Annotated in this window: 17 protein-coding genes; 11 read left to right on the top strand and 6 right to left on the bottom strand. The window is 76.0% G+C overall.

Features of this window, described 5'->3' with window-relative positions:
• Complete coding sequence (locus CO540_RS22840; RefSeq protein ID WP_099163593.1) at positions 1-753, top strand: SDR family NAD(P)-dependent oxidoreductase; 753 nt, start codon at positions 1-3, stop codon at positions 751-753.
• A 58-nt stretch (positions 754-811) separates the two neighbouring features.
• On the opposite strand, the gene CO540_RS22845 is transcribed toward CO540_RS22840, so the two are convergent.
• Positions 812-1,633 (bottom strand): hypothetical protein, encoded by an 822-nt coding sequence (locus CO540_RS22845; protein WP_099163594.1) that lies wholly within the window; start codon positions 1,631-1,633, stop codon positions 812-814.
• Positions 1,634-1,775: 142 nt separating this feature from the next.
• Between CO540_RS22845 and CO540_RS22850 the strand changes: the two genes are divergently transcribed.
• The 4 genes from CO540_RS22850 (at position 1,776) to CO540_RS22865 (ending at position 7,322) form a co-directional block, all read left to right on the top strand.
• Positions 1,776-3,743, top strand: coding sequence for a BTAD domain-containing putative transcriptional regulator (locus CO540_RS22850; RefSeq protein WP_099163595.1), 1,968 nt, complete (start codon positions 1,776-1,778; stop codon positions 3,741-3,743).
• Positions 3,740-5,860 (top strand): RecQ family ATP-dependent DNA helicase, encoded by a 2,121-nt coding sequence (locus CO540_RS22855; RefSeq protein ID WP_099163596.1) that lies wholly within the window; start codon positions 3,740-3,742, stop codon positions 5,858-5,860. Before CO540_RS22850 ends, CO540_RS22855 begins: the two co-directional genes overlap by 4 nt.
• Before the next feature lie 135 nt (positions 5,861-5,995).
• On the top strand, positions 5,996-6,226 hold the full coding sequence (locus tag CO540_RS22860; RefSeq protein ID WP_091569593.1) for a heavy-metal-associated domain-containing protein: 231 nt from the start codon (positions 5,996-5,998) through the stop codon (positions 6,224-6,226).
• Positions 6,219-7,322, top strand: coding sequence for a hypothetical protein (locus tag CO540_RS22865; protein ID WP_099163597.1), 1,104 nt, complete (start codon positions 6,219-6,221; stop codon positions 7,320-7,322). The genes CO540_RS22860 and CO540_RS22865 overlap by 8 nt, the downstream gene beginning before the upstream one ends.
• Before the next feature lie 4 nt (positions 7,323-7,326).
• Here CO540_RS22865 and CO540_RS22870 read toward each other — a convergent pair whose 3' ends face one another.
• On the bottom strand, positions 7,327-7,746 hold the full coding sequence (locus CO540_RS22870) for a helix-turn-helix domain-containing protein (protein ID WP_091569599.1): 420 nt from the start codon (positions 7,744-7,746) through the stop codon (positions 7,327-7,329).
• Positions 7,747-7,930: 184 nt separating this feature from the next.
• Here CO540_RS22870 and CO540_RS22875 point away from each other — a divergent pair, with 184 nt between their 5' ends.
• Positions 7,931-8,362 carry a hypothetical protein gene (locus CO540_RS22875; protein WP_099163598.1) on the top strand — a complete coding sequence of 144 codons (432 nt, stop codon included), beginning with the start codon at positions 7,931-7,933 and terminating at the stop codon, positions 8,360-8,362.
• Here the strand turns inward: CO540_RS22875 and CO540_RS22880 are convergent.
• Positions 8,359-9,513, bottom strand: coding sequence for an SAM-dependent methyltransferase (locus tag CO540_RS22880; RefSeq protein ID WP_099163599.1), 1,155 nt, complete (start codon positions 9,511-9,513; stop codon positions 8,359-8,361). The genes CO540_RS22875 and CO540_RS22880 overlap by 4 nt on opposite strands.
• A 161-nt stretch (positions 9,514-9,674) precedes the next feature.
• Entirely contained in the window at positions 9,675-11,345 is a 1,671-nt protein-coding gene (locus CO540_RS22885; RefSeq protein WP_099163600.1) for a DEAD/DEAH box helicase, read from the bottom strand.
• Between the two features lie 307 nt (positions 11,346-11,652).
• Here CO540_RS22885 and CO540_RS22890 point away from each other — a divergent pair, with 307 nt between their 5' ends.
• The gene (locus tag CO540_RS22890) at positions 11,653-12,297 is read left to right on the top strand and encodes a ferritin-like fold-containing protein (protein ID WP_099163601.1); all 645 of its coding nucleotides are present in this window, start codon (positions 11,653-11,655) and stop codon (positions 12,295-12,297) included.
• A gap of 46 nt (positions 12,298-12,343) precedes the next feature.
• On the opposite strand, the gene CO540_RS22895 is transcribed toward CO540_RS22890, so the two are convergent.
• Positions 12,344-12,571 carry a DUF3107 domain-containing protein gene (locus CO540_RS22895; protein WP_013288692.1) on the bottom strand — a complete coding sequence of 76 codons (228 nt, stop codon included), beginning with the start codon at positions 12,569-12,571 and terminating at the stop codon, positions 12,344-12,346.
• Between the two features lie 65 nt (positions 12,572-12,636).
• Positions 12,637-13,275 (bottom strand): TetR/AcrR family transcriptional regulator, encoded by a 639-nt coding sequence (locus CO540_RS22900; protein ID WP_091569618.1) that lies wholly within the window; start codon positions 13,273-13,275, stop codon positions 12,637-12,639.
• Positions 13,276-13,424: 149 nt separating this feature from the next.
• Here CO540_RS22900 and CO540_RS22905 point away from each other — a divergent pair, with 149 nt between their 5' ends.
• The 4 genes from CO540_RS22905 to CO540_RS22920 all read left to right on the top strand — a co-directional run bounded on the left by CO540_RS22905 (position 13,425) and on the right by CO540_RS22920 (position 19,311).
• The gene (locus tag CO540_RS22905; RefSeq protein ID WP_099163602.1) at positions 13,425-16,472 is read left to right on the top strand and encodes a hypothetical protein; all 3,048 of its coding nucleotides are present in this window, start codon (positions 13,425-13,427) and stop codon (positions 16,470-16,472) included.
• 49 nt (positions 16,473-16,521) lie between these two features.
• Positions 16,522-17,553 carry an alpha/beta fold hydrolase gene (locus tag CO540_RS22910; RefSeq protein WP_099163603.1) on the top strand — a complete coding sequence of 344 codons (1,032 nt, stop codon included), beginning with the start codon at positions 16,522-16,524 and terminating at the stop codon, positions 17,551-17,553.
• A 5-nt stretch (positions 17,554-17,558) separates the two neighbouring features.
• Entirely contained in the window at positions 17,559-18,422 is an 864-nt protein-coding gene (locus tag CO540_RS22915) for a DUF3152 domain-containing protein (protein ID WP_099163604.1), read from the top strand.
• A 76-nt stretch (positions 18,423-18,498) separates the two neighbouring features.
• Positions 18,499-19,311: a DUF3152 domain-containing protein gene (locus tag CO540_RS22920; protein ID WP_099163605.1), complete on the top strand. Its 813-nt coding sequence runs from the start codon at positions 18,499-18,501 to the stop codon at positions 19,309-19,311.
• Positions 19,312-19,334: the final 23 nt, after the last annotated feature.

Consider the following 19,334-nt stretch of genomic DNA (forward strand, 5'->3'; position numbering starts at 1 on the left):
GTGACGGAGCAGCAGCGGGTCGCCGTGGTCAGCGGGGGTGGGACCGGGATCGGGGCCGCCGTCGCGCGCGGGCTCGTCGAGGACGGGTTCGACGTGCTCGTGGTGGGACGGCGGGGGGACGTGCTCGACGCCGCCGCCCGGCGGATCTCCGAGGAGTGCGGCCGGGCCGACGCGGTACGCGCGGTCGCCGCCGACCTGACCGATCCGGCCCAGCTCGCGGCCGTCGTCGACGCGGTCGGCGGGCGGACCGTGGACGCGGTGGTCAACAACGCCGGGGGCTATCTCGGCGGGCCGACCGGAACCCTCGACGAGGTGGCCGCCTGGTGGCGCGCCAACCTGGACGCCAACGTGCTCACCGCCGTCCTGCTGACCGAGGCGTTGCGGCCCGTCCTGCGTCGTCCCGGCGGTCGGGTGGTCCTGCTCAGCTCGATCGCCGCCCAGCGTGGCGGCGGCGGGCCGTACTCGGCTGCCAAGGCGGCGCTGCACGGCTGGGCGTACGACCTGGCCGCCCAGCTCGGACCGGAACAGATCACGGTCAACGTGGTCAGCCCCGGTTACGTCGCGGAGACCGAGTTCTTCGGCGACCGGATGACGCCGGAGGGCCACGCCAAGCGGGTGGCCGCCACCCTCGTCGGCCGGGCCGGGACGCCCGACGACATCGCCGCCGCCGTGCGCTACCTCGTCGGTCCGTCGGCCGGCTACGTCACCGGTCAGGTCCTGGGCGTCAACGGCGGCTCCGTCTTCGGCCGCTGAACACGACGACGGGCGGCGGCCCCCCGTGTGGCCGCCGCCCGTTCCCGTGCGTCGTGGATCAGCCGTTGAGCATCTCGTACGCCGAGGCCGTGGCCTTCTGCGCGCCGGCCGGCGGGGCCAGCTCCGGTGCCTTGCCGAAGTCGTAGTACTTCGTGACCAGCTTCATCGCCTTGTGCTTGCCGGCCGCCGGCACGTCCAGGGTGAACGTGGTCAGGTTGCCGTCCGGGCCGACCACGGCGGTGAACGGCACCTTCCGGCCCGCCGCACCCAGCGCGGTCAGGTCCAACCCGTCGAACGTGCTCTTCACGTCCTCGTTGTCGGCCAGGTCGGCCAGCCCGGTGTACGTGCCGTCGCCCTTGTCCTCGACCGTCTCCGCGGTACGGATGATCGCGGCGGTGTTGCCCGGGTCGGTGCCCTCGTAGCTGGGGGCGTTCTCGCCGTCCGCCAGCTTCTCGCGCTCCATCTTCATCCAGTTCTTGGGCAGCTTGAGCGCGTCGTGCAGGCCGGGAAGGCCGGTCAGCTTGACCCGCATCCACAGGTCCTCGTCGATCACCCGGAACGTCATGTCCATGATGAACTTCGGGTCGTCGTTCTGCTGCTTCATGCCGAGTTCCATGCCCTTGGCGGCCGGGTCCACCACACCGGTGAACCGGTCGGTGCCGTCCTGGGTGGAGAACCGGAAGCGGGGGTCCTGCTCGGTCGGCACGGCGGCCAGCAGGGCGGCCTTCGGGTCGGCCGACGGCGCCGGTGCGGCGCCGGCGCCCTCGGGGGCGTTCCCGGTGCTGCCGCACCCCGCGGCGAGTGCGGTGGTGGCCAGCACGGCGGCCGCGCGGAGCACGATCCGCCGGGCGGTTGCGGCGGTGCCGTTTCGCTGCGTCATCTCGTTCGACTCACTTTCCCAGGTGGTTGTTGCCGGGGAAGCATCGCAGGCAGCGACGGCCGCTCCGCTGCCGATATGCTGCCGTCCGACTGCCGTCGGCCGCGGCGGGCGACGGCTGGGGGGTACGGGGGCGGAAACTCGCATGTCAGAGGCGCTGCGCTTCGAGCTTCTCGGCCCGCAGCGGGCCTGGTGCGCCGACCGTCCGATCGATCTCGGCCCGGCCAAGCAGCGGGCCGTGCTGGCCGTGCTGCTGCTCGCCGCCGGGCGTCCGGTCCCCACCGGGCAGATCGTCGAGGCGGTCTGGCCGGAGGAAGCGCCGGTGAACGGCCCGAACGTGGTGCAGAAGCACGTGGCCGGGCTGCGCCGGGTGTTGGAGCCGGACCGGTCGCCGCGCACACCCGCCCGGGTGCTCACCCTCACCGACGCCGGCTACCTGCTGCGGGTCGCGCCGGAGACGGTGGACGCGGTCCGCTTCGAGCGCGGCGTGCAGCGCGCCCGGCAGGCGCAGTCGGCGGGGCGCCCCGCGGACGCGCTGGACGAGGTTGCCGCCGCGTTGGAGCTGTGGCAGGGCGAGCCGTTCACCGGCTTCGCCGGCCCCTGGTTCGACGCGGCCCGGCACCGGCTGGTGGAGCTGCGGGCCGTCGCCCTGGAGACGCGTACCGAGCTGGAGCTGGCCGCGGGCCGGCACGGGGAGGTGGTCGGCCGGCTGGTCGAGCTGGTCGCCGAGTTCCCGGTCCGCGAGCGGTTGCGTCTCCAGCTCATGCTGGCGCTCTATCGCAGCGGCCGGCAGGCGGAGGCGCTGGCCGCCTACCGCGACTTCGCCGCCTCCCTGCGTGAGGACTACGGCATCGAGCCGGGAGAGGCGCTCCAGACGCTGCACCGGCGCATCCTCCGCTCCGACCCGACGCTGCTGCCGACCGTCGCCCAGCCGGCCGCACCGCCGGGCACGGACACCGCGCCGGCCGCACCGCCGGGCACGGACACCGCGCCGGCCGCCGGACCGGGTGTGACCGCCGCGTCGCCGCCGGCGCATCCGGCTCCACCCCGGCCCGACGCCCCCGCCACCCCGCTGCCCGGTCCGGCCACCGCGCCGGCCGGACCCGTCGGCCCGCCAGTGCCGCCCGCGCACGTGCCGACGCCACCCGCGCCGCACGAGCACGTGCCGATGCCGCCCGTGCCGGTCGGGCACGTCGAGTCGCAACCCGTGCCGGCCGGGCACGTGCCGACGCCGTCCGTACCCGTCGGGTCGCCGACCGCCCCGGCCGGCGCGACGCCGGCACCGGGCGGCCCCGGCTTCGTCGACCCGTCGTCGGGTCCGGTGTCCGCCGTGCCGGTCGCGTACCCGCAGGCGCTCTTCGTCTCCGCCGGGCGGCCGGCGGAGACGCCGCCGGACCGGCGCTCGCCGGGTTGGGTCCGGGCCACCGCGACGCTGGTGGGCGCCGCCGTCACCGTGCTGTCGGTCGGCACCCTGACCTGGGCGGTGATCCTGGCGTACGCGCTCTGGCGACGCAGTTGGCGTCTCGCGTTGGGCGCGCTGCCCTACTTCCTGCTCGTGGTGAGCGTGTTCGGCCTCGCGGTCAGCAGCCCGGTCGAGGAGGAACCGAGCGACCCGATGGTCATCTACTTCCTGTTCGGGCTCTGCGTCTGCTGGATGCTCGGCACCCTGCACGTGGTGCTGCTCAACCCGGCGTTGTGGGCGGCGCTGCGGGGCCTGTTCTGGACCGGGCCGCAGCGCGCCGACGAGCAGCGGCGGCTGCGCCGGGAACAGGCGCGGTACCTGCTGCACCACTACCCCTCCGCCCGGCGGGACCTGCGGATCGGCCGCCCCGACCTGCTGCGGGAGTTCGACGACGGTGGCCTGGTCGACGTCAACGCGGTGCCCGACACGGTCTTCGCGACGCTTCCCGGTCTCACCGCCGAGCAGCGCCGGCAGGTCGCCGTCGACCGGTGGCTGCGCGGGCCGTACGGGTCGCTGGAGGAGCTGGTCGTGCGCTGCCAGCTGCCCCCGGCCGCCACCGGGGCGCTACGCGAGGTGCTGCTCTTCCTGCCACCCGAGCCGCCGCCCGGGCCGCCCGTGACTCCGACGTCCCCTGGTAGAAATGCCGGATGAGCCAGGATCGGACGGCCGTCCGGGAACGTGCCGAGGCGGTGCTGCGGCGGCTGGCGGGTGAGCACGCCCGGCTGCGCGAGGACCAGTGGCGGGCGATCGAGGCGCTGGTCGTCGACCGGCGACGGGTGCTCTGCGTCCAGCGCACCGGCTGGGGCAAGTCGGCGGTCTACTTCGTCGCCACCGCGCTGCTTCGCGAGAACGGCGAACACGGGCCGACGGTGATCGTGTCGCCGCTGCTGGCGTTGATGCGCAACCAGGTCGAGTCCGCCGCCCGGGCCGGCATCCGGGCCCGCACCATCAACTCGGCCAACCTCGACGAGTGGGACCAGATCACCGCCGAGATCCACGCCGGGGCGGTCGACGTGCTGCTGATCAGCCCTGAACGGCTGAACAACCCGGACTTCCGCGACACCGTGCTGCCCAAGCTCGCCGCCACCACCGGCCTGCTGGTGGTGGACGAGGCGCACTGCGTCTCCGACTGGGGGCACGACTTCCGGCCCGACTACCGCCGGCTGCGCACGTTCCTGGCCAACCTGCCCGAGCGCACGCCGGTGCTCGCCACCACGGCCACCGCCAACGCCCGGGTCACCCGGGACGTGGCCGAGCAGCTCGGCGACGCGCTCGTGCTACGCGGCACGCTGGACCGGGAGTCGCTGCGCCTCGGCGTACTGGACCTGCCGAGCCCGGCCCACCGCCTCGCCTGGCTGGCCGACCACCTGGACCGGCTCCCCGGCTCGGGCATCGTCTACACGCTCACCGTGGCCGCGGCCACCGAGACGGCCGAGTTCCTCCGGGCCCGGGGGTGGTCGGTGGCCTCCTACACCGGGCAGGCCGAGGACGCCGACCGGCGCGCCGCCGAGCAGGACCTGCTCGACAACAAGATCAAGGCGTTGGTCGCCACCAGCGCGCTCGGCATGGGCTTCGACAAGCCCGACCTCGGCTTCGTGGTGCACCTCGGCGCGCCACCCTCGCCGATCGCCTACTACCAGCAGGTCGGGCGCGCCGGCCGGGCCGTCGAGCACGCCGAGGTGCTGCTCCTGCCCGGCGCCGAGGACGCGGCGATCTGGCGATACTTCGCCTCGCTCGCCTTCCCGCCCGAGGAGCAGGTCCGCACCGTCCTCGCCGCGCTGGACACCGAGCGGCCGATCTCCACCCAGGCGTTGGAGCCGATGGTCGACCTGCGCCGGGCCCGGCTGGAGCTGATGCTCAAGGTGCTCGACGTCGACGGCGCGGTCCGCCGGGTGCGCGGCGGCTGGCTCGCCACCGGCGAGCCGTGGGTCTACGACGAGGCCCGGTTGCGGCGCGTCGCCGACGCGCGCACCGCCGAGCAGCGGGCCATGCGGGAGTACGCGGCCACCTCCGCCTGCCGCATGCGCTACCTGCGGGAAGGGCTCGACGACACCGGGGCGCAGGACTGCGGTCGCTGCGACAACTGCGCCGGGCCGCTGTTTACCGCCGAGGTCTCCACCGAGGCGCTCACCGCCGCGCAGACCTTCCTCGGCCGCCCCGGCGTCCAGATCGCGCCGAAGAAGCTCTGGCCGACCGGTTTGGACGCGGTCGGCGTACCCCTGAAGGGCCGGATCCCGCCGGCGGAGCAGGCGCTGCCCGGGCGGGCCGTGGGGCGCCTGTCCGATCTGGGGTGGGGCGGGCGGTTGCGGGGCCTCGTCGGGCCGGACGCGCCGGACGGCCCGGTGCCCGACGACGTGGCGGCGGCCGTGGTCGAGGTGCTGAAGGCGTGGGCGCACGGCGACGATCCCTGGCCCCGCCGCCCGGCCGGCGTGGTCGCTGTCGGCTCCCGGACCCGGCCGCTGCTGGTCGGCTCGCTCGCCGAACGGATCGCCTCGGTCGGCCGGCTCCCGCTGCTCGGCCAGGTCGTCCCGACCGGTCCGGCCGGGCCCGGCGGGCCGCGCGGCAACAGCGCCCAGCGGGTACGCGCGCTGCACGACGCCTTCCGCCTGCCGGACGAGCTGGCCGACGCGCTGCCCGGGCTGGACGGGCCGGTGCTGCTCGTCGACGACCTGGTCGACTCGGGCTGGACGATGAGCATGGTGGCGCGCCTGCTGCGGCGCGCCGGCGCGCCGGACGTGCTGCCGCTGGCGCTCGCCGTCGCCGGCTGACCCCGTGCAAGGAAGGGCACCTTATTAACGCCTCCGGTAGAGGAAGGGGCCCCGCTTAACACCGCGGATGCGAGCCGGGCCACCGTCCGCGCGGCCGTGGTCGGTGGGCGCCCGGGCCGGCGGTACCGTGGGGCCATGACCGAGCAGCGACCCGTCGTCCAGACGTACACCGTGACCGGGATGACCTGCGAACACTGCGTCCGGGCGGTGACCGAGGAGCTGTCCGCCCTGCCGGGCGTCGAGGAGGTCCGGATCGACCTCGCGGGCGGCACGGCCACGGTCACCAGCGCGTCCCCGCTGCCGGTGGAGTCCGTCCGCGCCGCTGTCGACGAGGCGGGTTACGAGATGGTCGGCGGCGTTGCCTGAGTCGCCGTCCGCGCCGCCCGGCGTCGACCTGCCGGCGCGGTCCGGCGGTGACGTCGACGTACCCGCGCTGTCGGTCGGCGGCGACGCGGCGGAGGGCGCCGGCGGTGGTGAGCCGGCGGCCGGCCGCCCGGCCGCGGCGCGCGGAACGGCCCCGGCCGGGCCGGTCACCGTGGACCGGGAGACGCTGCGGCTGGCCCTGGTGGTGGGTGGCCTGGTGCTGGCCGTGCTCCTCGGTTTCGGGCTGGGCCGGCTGAACCCGCCGGCGAACCCGGCCGGAGCCGGAGCCGTGGCGCCCACCGGCGGTCCTCCCGCCGGCGGCGCCCACTCGCACGCGCCGGGCACCGGCGCGCACAGCCACGACGGCGCCACCGTCGCCCAGGGCGGCGGTGACGGCGCGACCGGACTGTCGATCAGCTCGGCCGGCTACACGCTGGTGCCGTCGGCCGGGGAACCGGCCGCCGGACGCGCTGGCGACCTGCGGTTCCAGATCCGCGACGAGCAGCGTCGCCCGGTGACCCGCTTCGCGGTCGTGCACGACAAGCCGATGCACCTGATCGTGGCCCGCCGGGACCTCAGCGGCTACCGGCACCTGCACCCGACGATGACCGCCGACGGCACCTGGTCGGTGCCGGTGGCGCCGTTCGACCCCGGCGTCTGGCGGATGTACGCGGACTTCACCGCCGTCGCCGACGACGGTCGCCAGGTCGCCGTGGTGCTCGGCGCCGACGTGACAGTGCCCGGCACGTACGCGCCCCGGCCGCTGCCCGCCGCGGCCACGTCGGCCACGGTCGACGGCTTCACCGCCACCTGGACCGGCACGCCGGAGGTGGGGCGGTCGGTGCCGCTGCGGTTCCGGGTCACCGGCGCAAACGGTGGAGCCGCCGCGTTGGAGCCCTACCTCGGCGCGTACGGGCACCTGGTGGCGCTGCGCGAGGGTGACCTCGGCTACCTGCACGTGCACCCGGAGCCGGTGCGCGACGGTGACGCGGTGACGTTCTGGCTGACCGCGCCGGGGCCGGGCCGCTACCGGATGTTCCTGGACTTCCAGGTCGGGGGCGTGGTGCGGACCGCCGCGTTCACGCTGACCGTCGACTGACCGGTCAGCCGGCCCGGCGGACCGGCCGGCGGGCCAGGTAGCGGAGCAGGTCGCGGATGTGGTGCTTCTCCTCGGCCGGGACGTTCGGGTCGGCCAGCCGCTCCAGGATCACCCGGACGTCGGCCTCCACCGGGCCGTCCTCCGCGCCTCGGCGGCGGGGCACCGGACCGGCGTCGGGCAGGCCCAGCGCACGGAACGCGGCGGCCACCGGCAGGTCGAGGGCGGCGCAGAAGCCGCGCACCTTGGCCAGCTCGGGGTAGTCCTGCCAGTCGCCGGCCAGCCAGCGGAACACGGTCGAGCGGCCGACGCCGGTGTGGGTGGCGAGGTCGGTCACCGTCCAGCCGCGCTCCTCGCGGGCATCGTCGATGGCCCGTCGCACGAAGCGCGCGAAGGCCATCTGCGGTGACACGTCTGCGGAACCCATCCCTGCGGGTCTGTCCCCTTCCGCCGGTGGCCCGGCTCTGCGCCCTGAGCCTAGTACGCCCGCGCGAGGAAGTAACTGACTGATCGGTCGAAAGGTCCCGCCGGCGGGACTGACGAGGGCGTGACGGTTGCGAGGTGTCAACTAAGCTGGACCGACCCCCGGCAGCGACACGACGAGGAGCAGCATGACCGAGCCGGACCGCCCCGTCCCGCACCGTCCCGGCGCCGTGAGCCTCTTCTTCGTGGCCAAGGCCGGCGTGTTCGCGCTCGGTTTCTGGGTCTGGCTGCTGGTGCTGGCGGTGCGGGGCGATCCGGCGACCGGCGTGCACCTGATCGCCGCGACCGGCGCGATCTGCACGACGCTGGTCGGGGTCGTGCTGGGTGCCCGGATGGCGCTGCAGCGCAACGCCGCCCTCCGGCACGCCGAGGTCAAGCGGCTGCTGGTCGACATCTCCTGGAACGCCTTCGCCGCCGCCGGCAACGCCGACCAGCCGGCGAAGGTGGTGCCGTTCCCCAGCCCGCCGCAGGACGGCGAGCGGGTCACCAACCGGGGTCCGGGCGACCGGGTGTCGATGCTGGACCGGGGCGACCGCAACCGGGGCGAGCGCCGGCGTTAGTCCCGGTCCGTCCCGTCGAGCAGCGTCTCCAGCCGGGGCGTGACGCCCCACTGGTCGACCAGCTCGCGATACTCGGCCCGCCGGCTCGCGGTCGGCGCGCCCGCCGTGCGCCGGGCCCGGATGAGCAGGTTGCGAGGCGTGTGCTGGGAGTCGACGAACTCCACCACCTCCGCGCGGTAGCCGTGCAGCCGGAGCAGCCCGGCGCGTACCGCGTCGGTGAGCACGTCGGCGAAGCGTTCGCGCAGGATGCCCTGCCGGGTGAGCAGCTCGTACGGCGCCGGCGCCGGTCGGGAACGCAGCTGGGCGGCGAGGTCGTGGTGGCAGCAGGGCGCGGCGAGCACCCAACGGGCGTCCCAGCGCACCGCCCGGGCCAGCGCCTCGTCGGTGGCGGTGTCGCAGGCGTGCAACGCCAGCACCAGGTCGGGGGTGGGGTCGACGGCCGCCTCGGCGATGGTGCCGGCCACGAAGCTCACCCGGTCGGCCCAGCCCAGCCGCTCGGCCAGCTCGGTGTTGCGGCGGCGCTGGTCCTCACGGACGTCCACCCCGACCAGCGTCACGTCCAGTCCGCGCCCGGTCAGGTAGCGGTAGGCGGCGAAGGTCAGGTAGGCGTTGCCGCACCCCAGGTCCACCACGCGCAGCGGGCCGGTGAGGTCGTCCGGCAGGGTGGCCGCCAGCGCCCGGAGGAACGCGTCGACCTGGCGGCGCTTGGCCGCCGAACCACCGATCTCGGCGAACAGCGGGTCACCCGGGTCGAGCAGCCAGTCCTTGGCCCGGTCGTGTCCCTCCGCCGCGCCGGCCGTCCGGCTGGCCGCGGCGCGGTGCACCTGTGCCTCGCCGGACTTGGTGACCCGAAGTTGGAGCGTGGCGTCGGCGGTCTCCACGTGCCAGTTGCCGAACGGCTCGGCGAGCAGTTCGTCGACGGCCGCGTCGGCCTCCGCGCCGGGGGCCACGTTGCGGGTGTGCGGCCGCGCCCCGTCGGAGGTGGCGATCTGCAACCGGGGACCGGCCTTGAGGGTGACCGGGCGCAGCTCGGCGCGGACCACCGAGGGGCGCTGCCCGCGTCGACGCCCGGCGGCGACCGCCCGGGTCAGCCCGGGGCCCAGCAGCAGCGCCCGCACCTCGCCCAGTGCCGAGTCCAACGCTTCCGGCATCGCTACTCCTTCGTCCTTCCGCCTCCCCGCGTCCTCTCGCCTCCCCGGTCGATCACGAGGTCGACGGTGAGATCACCGTGCCGGCGAAGCAGGCCGGCGCCGGGGTGGGGACAGGGAGCGGCCCCCGGAGCGGGTCCGGGGGCCGGTCGTGTGTGTGCTGGTCAGTCGGTGGTGGTGGCGGTGGCTTCGGCGGGTGCGCCGGTGCCACCTCCGCCACGGCGACGCCGGCGACGGCGTGGCTTGGTGGCGGTCTCATCCTCGGCGGATGCCGCCGGGGTGGCCTCGCCGGTGCTCTCGGCGCCGATCACCGCGGCCGGCTCGCCGGCCACCGTCTCGCCGGCCCGGCGGCGACGCCGCCGGCGCGGGGTACGGGCGCCCTCGTCGGCGCCGGTGTCGGTGGCGCCGCTCTCGGCGGGGGTGCCGACGGGCTCGTCGCCGCGACCCCGCCTGCGCTCCCGGCCCCGGCTGTCACCGCGACCCTCGCCCCGGCCGCCCTCGCCGCGTCGGGTGCCGCGCCGCGACCGACCGCCGCCCAGGTCCTCCTCGACCTCGGCGGACAGCCCGGCGCGGGTGCGCTCGGCGGTCGGCAGGGTGCCGCTGATGTCGGTGGGGATGTCCAGGTCGGTGTAGAGGTGCGGGGAGGTGTGGTAGGTCTCCGGCGGCTCGGGCATGTCGAGCCCGAGGGTCTTGTCGATGATCCGCCAGCGGGGCACGTCGTCCCAGTCGACGAACGTCACCGCGACACCGGTGGCCCCGGCCCGGCCGGTGCGGCCGATCCGGTGGGTGTAGGTGTCCTGGTCCTCGGGGCAGTCGTAGTTGATCACGTGCGTGACGCCGGTGACGTCGATGCCCCGGGCCGCCACGTCGGTGGCGACCAGCGTGTCGATCTTGCCGGCGCGGAACGCCCGCAGCGCCCGCTCCCGGGCCCCCTGGCCGAGGTCGCCGTGCACGGCGGCCACGGCGAAGCCGCGGAAGTCGAGGTCCTCGGCGACGCGGTCGGCGGCCCGCTTGGTGCGGGTGAAGATCATGGTCAGCCCGCGCCCCTCGGCCTGGAGGATCCGCGCCACGATCTCGACCTTGTTGAGCGAGTGGGTGCGGTACGCGAGCTGCTGGGTCTGCGGCGACGGACCGGTCTCGGCGGTGTGCCCGGCGTGGATGGTCACCGGGCGGCGCAGGAAGCGCCGCGACAGCGCGACGATCGGGTCCGGCATGGTGGCCGAGAAGAGCATGGTCTGCCGGTCCTCCGGCAGCATGGCCAGGATCTTCTCGACGTCGTCGAGGAAGCCCAGGTCGAGCATCCGGTCGGCCTCGTCGAGGACGAGCGCGCGGACCCGGTCGAGCCGCAGGTGCTTCTGCTTCTGCAGGTCCAGCAGGCGACCGGGCGTGCCGACCAGGATCTCGACGCCCTTGCGCAGCGCCTCGATCTGCGGCTCGTAGGCCACCCCGCCGTAGATCGGCAGCACCCGGACGCCCCGGGTGCGACCGGCGGCGTCGAGGTCCTTGGCGACCTGGATGCCCAGCTCGCGGGTCGGGACGACGACCAGTGCCTGCGGCACGCCGTCGCTGCCCTCGGACGGGGCGAACACGCGCTCGAGCAGCGGGATGCCGAAGCCGAGCGTCTTGCCGGTGCCGGTCGGGGCCTGCCCGATCAGGTCGACGCCGCGCAGCCCGATCGGCAGCGCGTATTCCTGGATGGCGAAGGCGCGGGTGATGCCGGCGGCCTCCAGCGCCTCGACGGTCTCCTGTCGGGCGCCGAGCGCGGCGAACGTGGGTGCCTCCGGTCGGACCGGAGCGGTGGGGGCCAGTGGCTGGCCGGAGATCTGCTCACTCATCTGGATGTGGGGGTGCCCTCTCGTGGTGCGCCCCTCATGTCCTCAGGGCGCGATCGGTGTGGCGCGGGCCACGCGGTCGGGGGCGGTTTCGCCGAGCCGGACCGGGCCGCACGCGCTCCGGGGACCGGTGCTGATCGGCGGAGCTGACGGAATGCTCATCAACCACGCTGACCAGGTCGGTGCCCACGGCAACTGTCTCATCCTACCTGAACGGCCCCTGAGCCGTCCCGATTCCAGGTGGCGGCCCCGCGCGCGGGGGCAATCGTTGTGACTTGGGTTACAGGCTCCGAGCGGGTAGCCTGCGCTCGTGTCCGCCCCCGACCCCGCCGTCACCGACCTGTTCGGCCTCGTGGCGTACGGCGAGCTGCTCGCCTTCGACCGCCTCGCCGCCGACGCCCGCCTCGCCCCCGACCTGCGCCGCCGGGCCGCGCTCAGCGAGATGGCCGCGGCCGAGATCGCGCACTACCGCTGGCTCGCCGACCGGCTCGGCGCCCTGGGTGTGACCCCGGAGGAGGCGATGGCCCCCTACGTCGACGCGCTGCGGGCCTACCACGACTCGACCGAGCCGCGGGACTGGCCGGAGGCGGTGACCAAGGCGTACGTGGGGGACGCGATCACCGACGACTTCCTGCGCGAGATCGCCGGCGGGCTGGACGGGCCGGACCGGGCGCTGCTCCTCGACGTGCTGCACGACTCGCGGTACGCCGAGTTCGCCGCGGCCGAGATACGCGTCGCGATCGAGGCCGACCCGCGGATGGCCGGCCGGCTCTCGATCTGGGCGCGGCGGCTGCTCGGCGAGGCGCTGTCCCAGGCCCGGCGGGTCGCCGCCGCCGACGACCGGAGGGCGCTCGCCGCGCTGATCGGGCGGGCCGGTGGGGACGTGTCGACGCTGCTGCGGCGGCTCACCGAGGCGCACACCGCGCGGATGGTGGCCGCCGGGCTGAACAACTGAGTCGCCGCGGCGGGCGCACCCGCCACGGCGACCGGTGCGCCGGGGATCAGCGGACGGTGAACCCGACCGCGCGGGGCGAGGCCTCCGCGATCTCGACGTAGGCGACCTTGCCGACCGGCACGATGACCCGCCGGCCCTTCTCGTCGGTCAGGGAGAGCGTGCCCTCACTCTTGGCGAAGGCGTCGGTCACGATCTGCTCGATCTCGGCCGGCGACTGCGCGCTCTCCAGGACCAGCTCCCGCGGCGCGTACTGCACGCCGATCTTGACCTCCACTGTGCCTCCTCAACTGGGGCGAAAAAGCCACCGTGGGAAGGCTATCCGATCCGGCGGCCCGATGTTCAGGCTGACTCACCTTGCAGCGGGAAGCTGGCGATGCCACGCCAGGACAGCGCCGCGACCAGCGCCTCGGCCTCCGCCTTGGGCACCTGGCGGCCGCCCGCCAGCCAGAACTGGGCGGCCGTCTCGGCCGCGCCGACCAGCCCGGACGCCAGCAGTTCGGCGTGGAACCGGCTGACCCCGGTGTCCGAGATGATGGTGTCGGTGATCGCCGCGATGCAGCCCTGCTCGACCCGCTCCACCCGCTGCCGCACGGCCGGGTCGTTGCGCAGGTCGGACTCGAAGACGAGCCGGAACGCCTCGCTCTCGTGGTCGACGAAGTCGAAGTAGGCCCGCACCGCCGCGCCGACGCGCTCCTTGTTGTCGTTGGTGCCGCGCATCGCGTCGTGCACCTTCGCGACGATGGCGTCACAGTGCGTGTCCAGCAGCGCCAGGTAGAGCTCCATCTTCCCGGGGAAGTGCTGGTAGAGAACGGGCTTGGAGACACCGGCCCGCTCGGCGATGTCGTCCATCGCGGCGGCGTGGTAGCCCTGCGCGACGAACACCTCCTGAGCAGCGGCGAGCAGCTGCTTGCGGCGCGCCGAGCGGGGCAGGCGGGTGGGCCGGCCGGCGGTCTGTGCACCGTTCCCCACTGCGGTCATGGGAACCTCCGAGTATCTGCGTACGAGCCGGCACGTATCACCCGAACCGGTCCGGGTTCGTGAACCCGTCGCGGAATTGGCCCGCCGCTGTAACTTATCGCCACTGTCACCACACGGTAGCCTCAGCGGGGGCGACCAAGGAGCGCGCGGTGAGTGAAACAGGGCAACCCGGAGCCGCCACCCCGGGAGAGCACGGCGACGGGACGGGCCAGCACGACGACCCGGCCCGCACCGGCGGCGGATGGGCGCCCCCGGCGAACGGCTGGTCCCGGGGCGCGCCCGCGCCCGGTGGCTGGCCCTACGGCGACCTCGGCGGCAGTTGGGTCGCCTCCTCGCCGAGGCACGGTGACCTGCCGGCCCCGCCCGGCCAACCCGCGACCGAGGAGTCGCCGGCCCGGCTCAACGGGCGACACGTCAACGGCGTGCGCCACCCGGGGGAGGAGCCGCCCGTGACCCGCCAGGCGCCGGTGAGCGCCCCGCCGGTGGGCGGCGAGCCACCCCGGGAGACCGACGGTGACCGGCTGGCCGTGCCGGCGCCCCGCCCGGCGCCCGCGATCGAGCAGCAGCCGCCCGGGGTCGACTCCGCCGGCTCCCGGCACGCCTCGGACGAGACGTCCGCCGGCCGGCTCCCCCGCTGGCCCGAGGGCGGCCCGACCTCCGCGCCCCCGGCCCTCCAGGTGCCGCCGGTCGGGGCCGCCGCCTCCGGTTTCGAGGTGCCCCCGGGCTTCCACGCGCCCACCACCGAGCCGGCCCCGTCGCTCTCCCGGGGTTGGGCCGACCGGGCCCCCGGGCAGCCGTCGGTCGCCGATCCCGGTCGGGCCGAGCAGTCGCCCCGCGACCCGGCCGAGCAGCCGCCCCGCCACCCGGCCGAGCACCGACCCGCCGAGGGGCGGGGACCGGCCGCCGAGCCGCGGGCCGCCGCCGAGCACCCGGGCGCGTCCGACCACCGGGCCGCCGCCGATCACCCGGGCGCCGCCGAGCACCGGGGCCCGACCGAGCACCGGGGCGCAGTGCCCGACGACCCGGGCGCGGGCCCGGTCGGCGAGCCGGACTGGTCCGGCCCGTCCTGGAACAGGCCGAGCTGGGGCGACGGCTGGGCCCCGCCGTGGGCCCGCGCCGACGAGCCGGTCGGGCGGCGGGCGGCACGGGACGACGAGCCCGCCGAGCGCCCGGCACGGGACGACGAGCCGGTCGGCCGTCGCGCCGCCCGGGAGGACCGCGCGGCCGAGTGGGCGCCCGAGCCGGTGCGGCCGTACGCGCCGGCCGGCGTCGAGCCGCCCGTCGGCTACGAACCGCCCCGCCCCGAGCCGGTCCGCCCGTACGAGCCGGTGCGCGCGGAGCCGTCCGCCGGCCCGGAACCGGCGCACCCCGAGCCGACCCGGCCGTTCCGCCTGCCCCGGTCCGAACCGGAGCCGCGGCCGGGCTACGAGCCGTCCGCCGAGCGCCCCTCCTGGGCCGGCCCGCCGGTGCCGGTGACCCCGTTCGGCGGGTCCGCGCCCGCCGAGCCGACCAGCGCCCCGCCGGCCTCCCGGGAGGCGCCCACCGGCCCGCCGTCCGCGGCGTACGCGCCCGCGCCGGCCGGTCCACCCCACCCGTCGGCGCCGTCCGGCCCGCCGTCCGCGAGTTACGCGCCCGCGCCGGCCGGTGAGCCGTTCGCCGGCTACCTCTCCGCGCCCGCCGCGCCGCCGTCCGCCGGACCGGCTCCCGTGCCGTCCCCGCGTGCCGCCGGCGAGCCCCCCGCCGACCCCCGGCAACCGCCGGCCGGGTCCGAGCAGTCCGTCGCACCGGCCACCACCCGGCCGGTCTCCGCCGTCCCCGCCACCAGTGGGACGACGCGCTTCGACCCCGCGCCCCACCCGACGAGCGCACCTCCCTACGCGGCCCGCCGGTCCGCCCCCGAGCCGGTGCCGGCCGCCGACGCGGTCGCCGAGCCCCGGTCGGCGGAGTCGCCCCCGGCGGTGCTGCCGCAGCGCGTCCCCGCCGAGCCGGACGTGCCCGTCGTGCCGGAGCCGCCAGCCGTGGAACCGTCCGCCGAGACTCCCGAACTCGCCCGTATCGCCACCCACCTGCGGCGCGACGACGAGCCCGCGCCGCTGCGCGAGCGGCCGGAGGGCTTCGACGTCAACGCCATCCTCGACGCGGTCCGTGAGGTGGCCGGCGTCCGGGACGCCGCGCTCCGGCGTACCCCCGCCGGCGCGCACAGCCTCCGGCTCGACCTGGCCGACGGCGCGGACCCGGCCGAGGTGAGCCGGGTGGTGGCCCGCCTGCTCCAGGAACGGATGGGCCTGGCCGCCGCCCCGCAGAACCTGCCCGGCGCGCCGGCCCTGCCGCCGCCGCCGGTCCGCCGGCGGTCCGCCGCGGCGCGCGTCGCCGAGGGCCGGTCGGTCCCGACGGCCGACCCCCGGTCCGTCACGCCGCAGTCCCGGCCCGTCGACGAGCCGGGTGCGGTGCCGTCCGGGCCGACCGAGGACGACACGTCGGCGCGTACCGGCGTGGTGCGACCCGCCGCCAACCGGCCCGCCGAGAACCGGTCCGGCGAGGGCCGGTTCGGCGGGGTGGAGTCGCGTGCCGGCCGGCCGGCCGACGTGCCCGCGGACGGCGACGAGCCGCCCCGCCGTCGCCGGCAGGCCGCCCACCGGGGTCGGGCCACGGTGGAGGAGACGTCGCTGGCGGCCGCGCCGACCGGCATGTCCACCGGCAGCCCGGTCACGCTGGGCACCTCGTACGCCGGTGGGCAGATGACCACGACGGAGACCGCGCCGTCGCGACCGCTGGACACCGGCGGCGTCCCGGGTCCCCGGGTGGTGATCGAGCACGTCCTGGTGAGCACGTTCGGGCTGGACGCGACCACCGAGGTGCGCCTGATCGCCGGCGACCGCACGGCCGAGGGGCACGCGACCGGGCCGGCCGTCGACGGGTACGTGCTCCGGCTCTGCGCGGTGGCCGCGGCCGCCGCGGTGGACGAGCTGCTCGGCCGGGTCGTCCCGGCCGGTGAGCGCGGGCGGTGCTTCGTCGAGCACGCCGCCGTGGTGCCGTTCGGCAACTGCGAGGTGGCGACCGTGGTGGTGCTGCTGGTCTGCGACGGCTGGGTGGAGCAGTTGGCCGGGTCGGCGCTGGTCGCGGGCGACCCCCGGCAGGCGGTGGTCCGGGCCACCCTCGCCGCGGTGAACCGGCGGTTGGAGGCGTTGCTCGCCTGACAGCCCGGTCGCGGTGTGCGGTCGGGCCGGGGCGGGGAAGACTGGAACCATGAAACGCGCCGAACTCTGGCCGGACCATGTCCTTCCCGCGCACCACGTCCCGCCGCCGTGGCCGGGTCGGCACGTCCGTCTCGACGGGACGCTCGTCCACGTCCGGGACACCCCGGCCACCGCGCCCGGCGCCGAGCCGGCCCTCTACGTGCACGGTCTCGGCGGCTCGGCGCAGAACTGGACCGACCTGGCCGGCCTGCTCGCGGGGCGGCTCGACGGCCAGGCGATCGACCTGCCCGGGTTCGGGCGCAGCGAGCCCGGGCGGCGCTACACCATCCCGGCGTTCGCCGACCGGGTGGTGAGCTGGATCGAGCACAGCGACCGGGGGCCGGTGCACCTGTTCGGCAACTCGCTCGGCGGCGCCGTCGCGGTGCGGGTGGCCGCCCTCCGGCCGGACCTGGTCCGGACGCTCACGCTGATCTCGCCCGCGCTGCCGTTCCTCGACTTCCGGCGTTCGTTGCAGGGGCGGATGCTGCCGTTGCTGGCCATCCCCCGGGGTGAGCGGTTGGCCGCCTGGCGGCTGGCCCAGCTCGCCCCGGAGGTGATGGCCCAGCAGGTGATGGAGTCGTGCGTCGCGGACCTGACCCGGATCAGCGAGCAGCGCCGGCAGGAGGCGATCGACGAGATCCGGATCCGGTACGAGGCGGCCCACTACGCCGCCGCGTACGTCCGGACGTTCCGGGGCCTGGTGGGCAGCTTCCTGCGGTCTTACCTGCCGGGGGCCGGCGCGCTCTGGCGGCAGGCCGCGGCGGTGCGGGTGCCCACGCTGGTGGTGGGTGGCCGGCAGGACCGCCTGGTCGACGTGCGGGTCGCGCCGCAGGCCGCCCGGGTGATCCCGGACAGTCGGCTGCTGCTGCTCGACGGCGTCGGTCACGTGGCCCAGCTGGAGGTGCCCCGGACCGTGGCGCGGGCGGTGCTGGCGTTGCTGGCCGAGGCCGCCACGCCGGCCCCGAACGGGACGGAAGCGCAGGCCAGGGCCATGGTCACCGGAACGGAGGAGAGCGGAACCGGGCGCGACGTGGCAGTCTGAGCCGGATGCCCAGCTCCCGCCGTCCGCGTGCCGCGCGGTCCACGTCTCCTGCCCGCCGATGGCGTTCCGCCGTCGTGGTCTGCGCCTTCGCCGCCGCTGCCGCGGTCGGTGTCGGGGTCGCGTTGCAACTTCCGTCGGCCGGGGCCGAGGTGCTGGTCACGGACGGGTTCGCGGCCCAGCCGCCGGCACCGCCCGTGCCGGCCCCGCCGCCGAGCGTCTCCCCGTCGCCGTCCCCGGCGCCCAGCTCACCGGCGGCGCCCGTGCTGGCTCTGCCCGGCCCGGTGCCGGCGCACGGCCGGGGCAGCTTCGGCTACGACGACCGGACCAGCGGCGTGCTCGGGACGGCCGGGACGCTGCGCCGGTTCCGGGTGGCGGTGGAGAACGGCTCCGGCGAGGACGTCCGCGCCTTCGGTGGGGCGGTGCAGCGGGCCCTGACCGGGCCGGGGAGCTGGGTGGACGGCGGCCGGTTGCGGTTGCAGCGGGTCGCCCCGGGGGAGCGGTACGACTTCACGATCTATCTGGCCACCCGGGACACGGCGGGCCGGCTGTGCGGGGCGGGTGGGATCGACATCCGCAAGGGCGGGGTGCCGTACACGTCGTGCCGGGTGCCGGGCAAGGTCGTGATCAACCTGGACCGGTGGCGCACGTCCGCCCCGCACCTGGTGGCCGCGCGGATGCCGCTCGACACCTACCGGCTCTACGTGGTCAACCACGAGGTGGGGCACCAGTTGGGGCACCACCACGAGGCCTGTCCGGGTGCGGGCCGGCCGGCGCCGGTGATGCAGCAGCAGACCCTGTTCCTCGACGGGTGCCGGCCGAACCCGTGGCCGTACCTGGGCGGGAAGCGGTACACCGGTCCGGCGCTCTGAACGCGGTCGTGAGGGATTCTCGCGGCTTGCGCCGCAAAAGCAGCTAAATGCCCGAATTGCGTGGCACGCTGGTGGCATGACGTCGTCGTCCCCTTACGACCCGCCTGCCGCGCCCGAACGACCCGGCCTGCGCCGGATGCGCCGCCGCCGGCGGCGGTCGGTGCTGCTGCTGACCATGATGCTCGCGGCCGGCGGCGGCGCCCTGGGGATCACCCGACTGAGCGAGCCGCCGCGCACCGAGCGGGTCCCGCTCGCCGCCGTGCCGCCGCTCGCCCAGGGCGCCGAGGCCGAGATCCCGGCGGCCCCGACCGGCTATCCCACCGCCGGTCCCGGCACCTTCGCCGTGGCCGAGGGCCGATCGGAGGTACGCGGCCAGGCCGGCCCGCTGCGCCGCTACCGGGTCGAGGTCGAGCAGGGTACGGGTCAGGACGCCGACGAGTTCGCCGCCACCGTGGACGCGGTGCTCGGCGACCCGCGCAGCTGGATCGCCTCCGGGGAGCTACGGGTGCAGCGGGTGCCCGAGGCGGCCGCCGCCGACTTCACCGTCTACCTGGCCACCCCGGCCACCTCGGAGCGGATGTGCGCCGAGGGCGGGCTGCGCACCGAGCGGTACACGTCCTGCCGGCTGCCCGGCCGGGTGATCCTCAACCTGGCCCGCTGGATGTCGGCGGTCCCCGACTACGGCGCCCCGCTGGAGGTCTACCGGACCTACGTGGTCAACCACGAGGTCGGCCACGAGTTCGGCGAGCTGCACCAGGCCTGTCCCGCGCCCGGCGCCCCCGCGCCGGTGATGCAACAGCAGACGTACGGGCTGGACGGCTGCGTGCCCAACGCCTGGCCGTACGTCGACGGGGTCCGCTACGACGGCGAGCCGACCGACGGCGTCTGAGTTATTCCCGGTCCCGCAGTTCG

Origin of the sequence: Micromonospora sp. WMMA2032 (assembly GCF_002688545.1) — a bacterium.
GTDB lineage: Bacteria > Actinomycetota > Actinomycetes > Mycobacteriales > Micromonosporaceae > Micromonospora > Micromonospora sediminicola.

Excerpts from the sequence above, each read along its gene's own strand:
- CO540_RS22845 (WP_099163594.1), bottom strand. The coding sequence starts at position 1,633 with ATGACGCAGCGAAACGGCACCGCCGCAACCGCCCGGCGGATCGTGCTC.
- CO540_RS22850 (WP_099163595.1), top strand. The coding sequence starts at position 1,776 with ATGTCAGAGGCGCTGCGCTTCGAGCTTCTCGGCCCGCAGCGGGCCTGG.
- CO540_RS22855 (WP_099163596.1), top strand. The coding sequence starts at position 3,740 with ATGAGCCAGGATCGGACGGCCGTCCGGGAACGTGCCGAGGCGGTGCTG.
- CO540_RS22860 (WP_091569593.1), top strand. The coding sequence starts at position 5,996 with ATGACCGAGCAGCGACCCGTCGTCCAGACGTACACCGTGACCGGGATG.
- CO540_RS22870 (WP_091569599.1), bottom strand. The coding sequence starts at position 7,746 with ATGGGTTCCGCAGACGTGTCACCGCAGATGGCCTTCGCGCGCTTCGTG.
- CO540_RS22875 (WP_099163598.1), top strand. The coding sequence starts at position 7,931 with ATGACCGAGCCGGACCGCCCCGTCCCGCACCGTCCCGGCGCCGTGAGC.
- CO540_RS22880 (WP_099163599.1), bottom strand. The coding sequence starts at position 9,513 with ATGCCGGAAGCGTTGGACTCGGCACTGGGCGAGGTGCGGGCGCTGCTG.
- CO540_RS22885 (WP_099163600.1), bottom strand. The coding sequence starts at position 11,345 with ATGAGTGAGCAGATCTCCGGCCAGCCACTGGCCCCCACCGCTCCGGTC.
- CO540_RS22900 (WP_091569618.1), bottom strand. The coding sequence starts at position 13,275 with ATGACCGCAGTGGGGAACGGTGCACAGACCGCCGGCCGGCCCACCCGC.
- CO540_RS22910 (WP_099163603.1), top strand. The coding sequence starts at position 16,522 with ATGAAACGCGCCGAACTCTGGCCGGACCATGTCCTTCCCGCGCACCAC.
- CO540_RS22915 (WP_099163604.1), top strand. The coding sequence starts at position 17,559 with ATGCCCAGCTCCCGCCGTCCGCGTGCCGCGCGGTCCACGTCTCCTGCC.
- CO540_RS22920 (WP_099163605.1), top strand. The coding sequence starts at position 18,499 with ATGACGTCGTCGTCCCCTTACGACCCGCCTGCCGCGCCCGAACGACCC.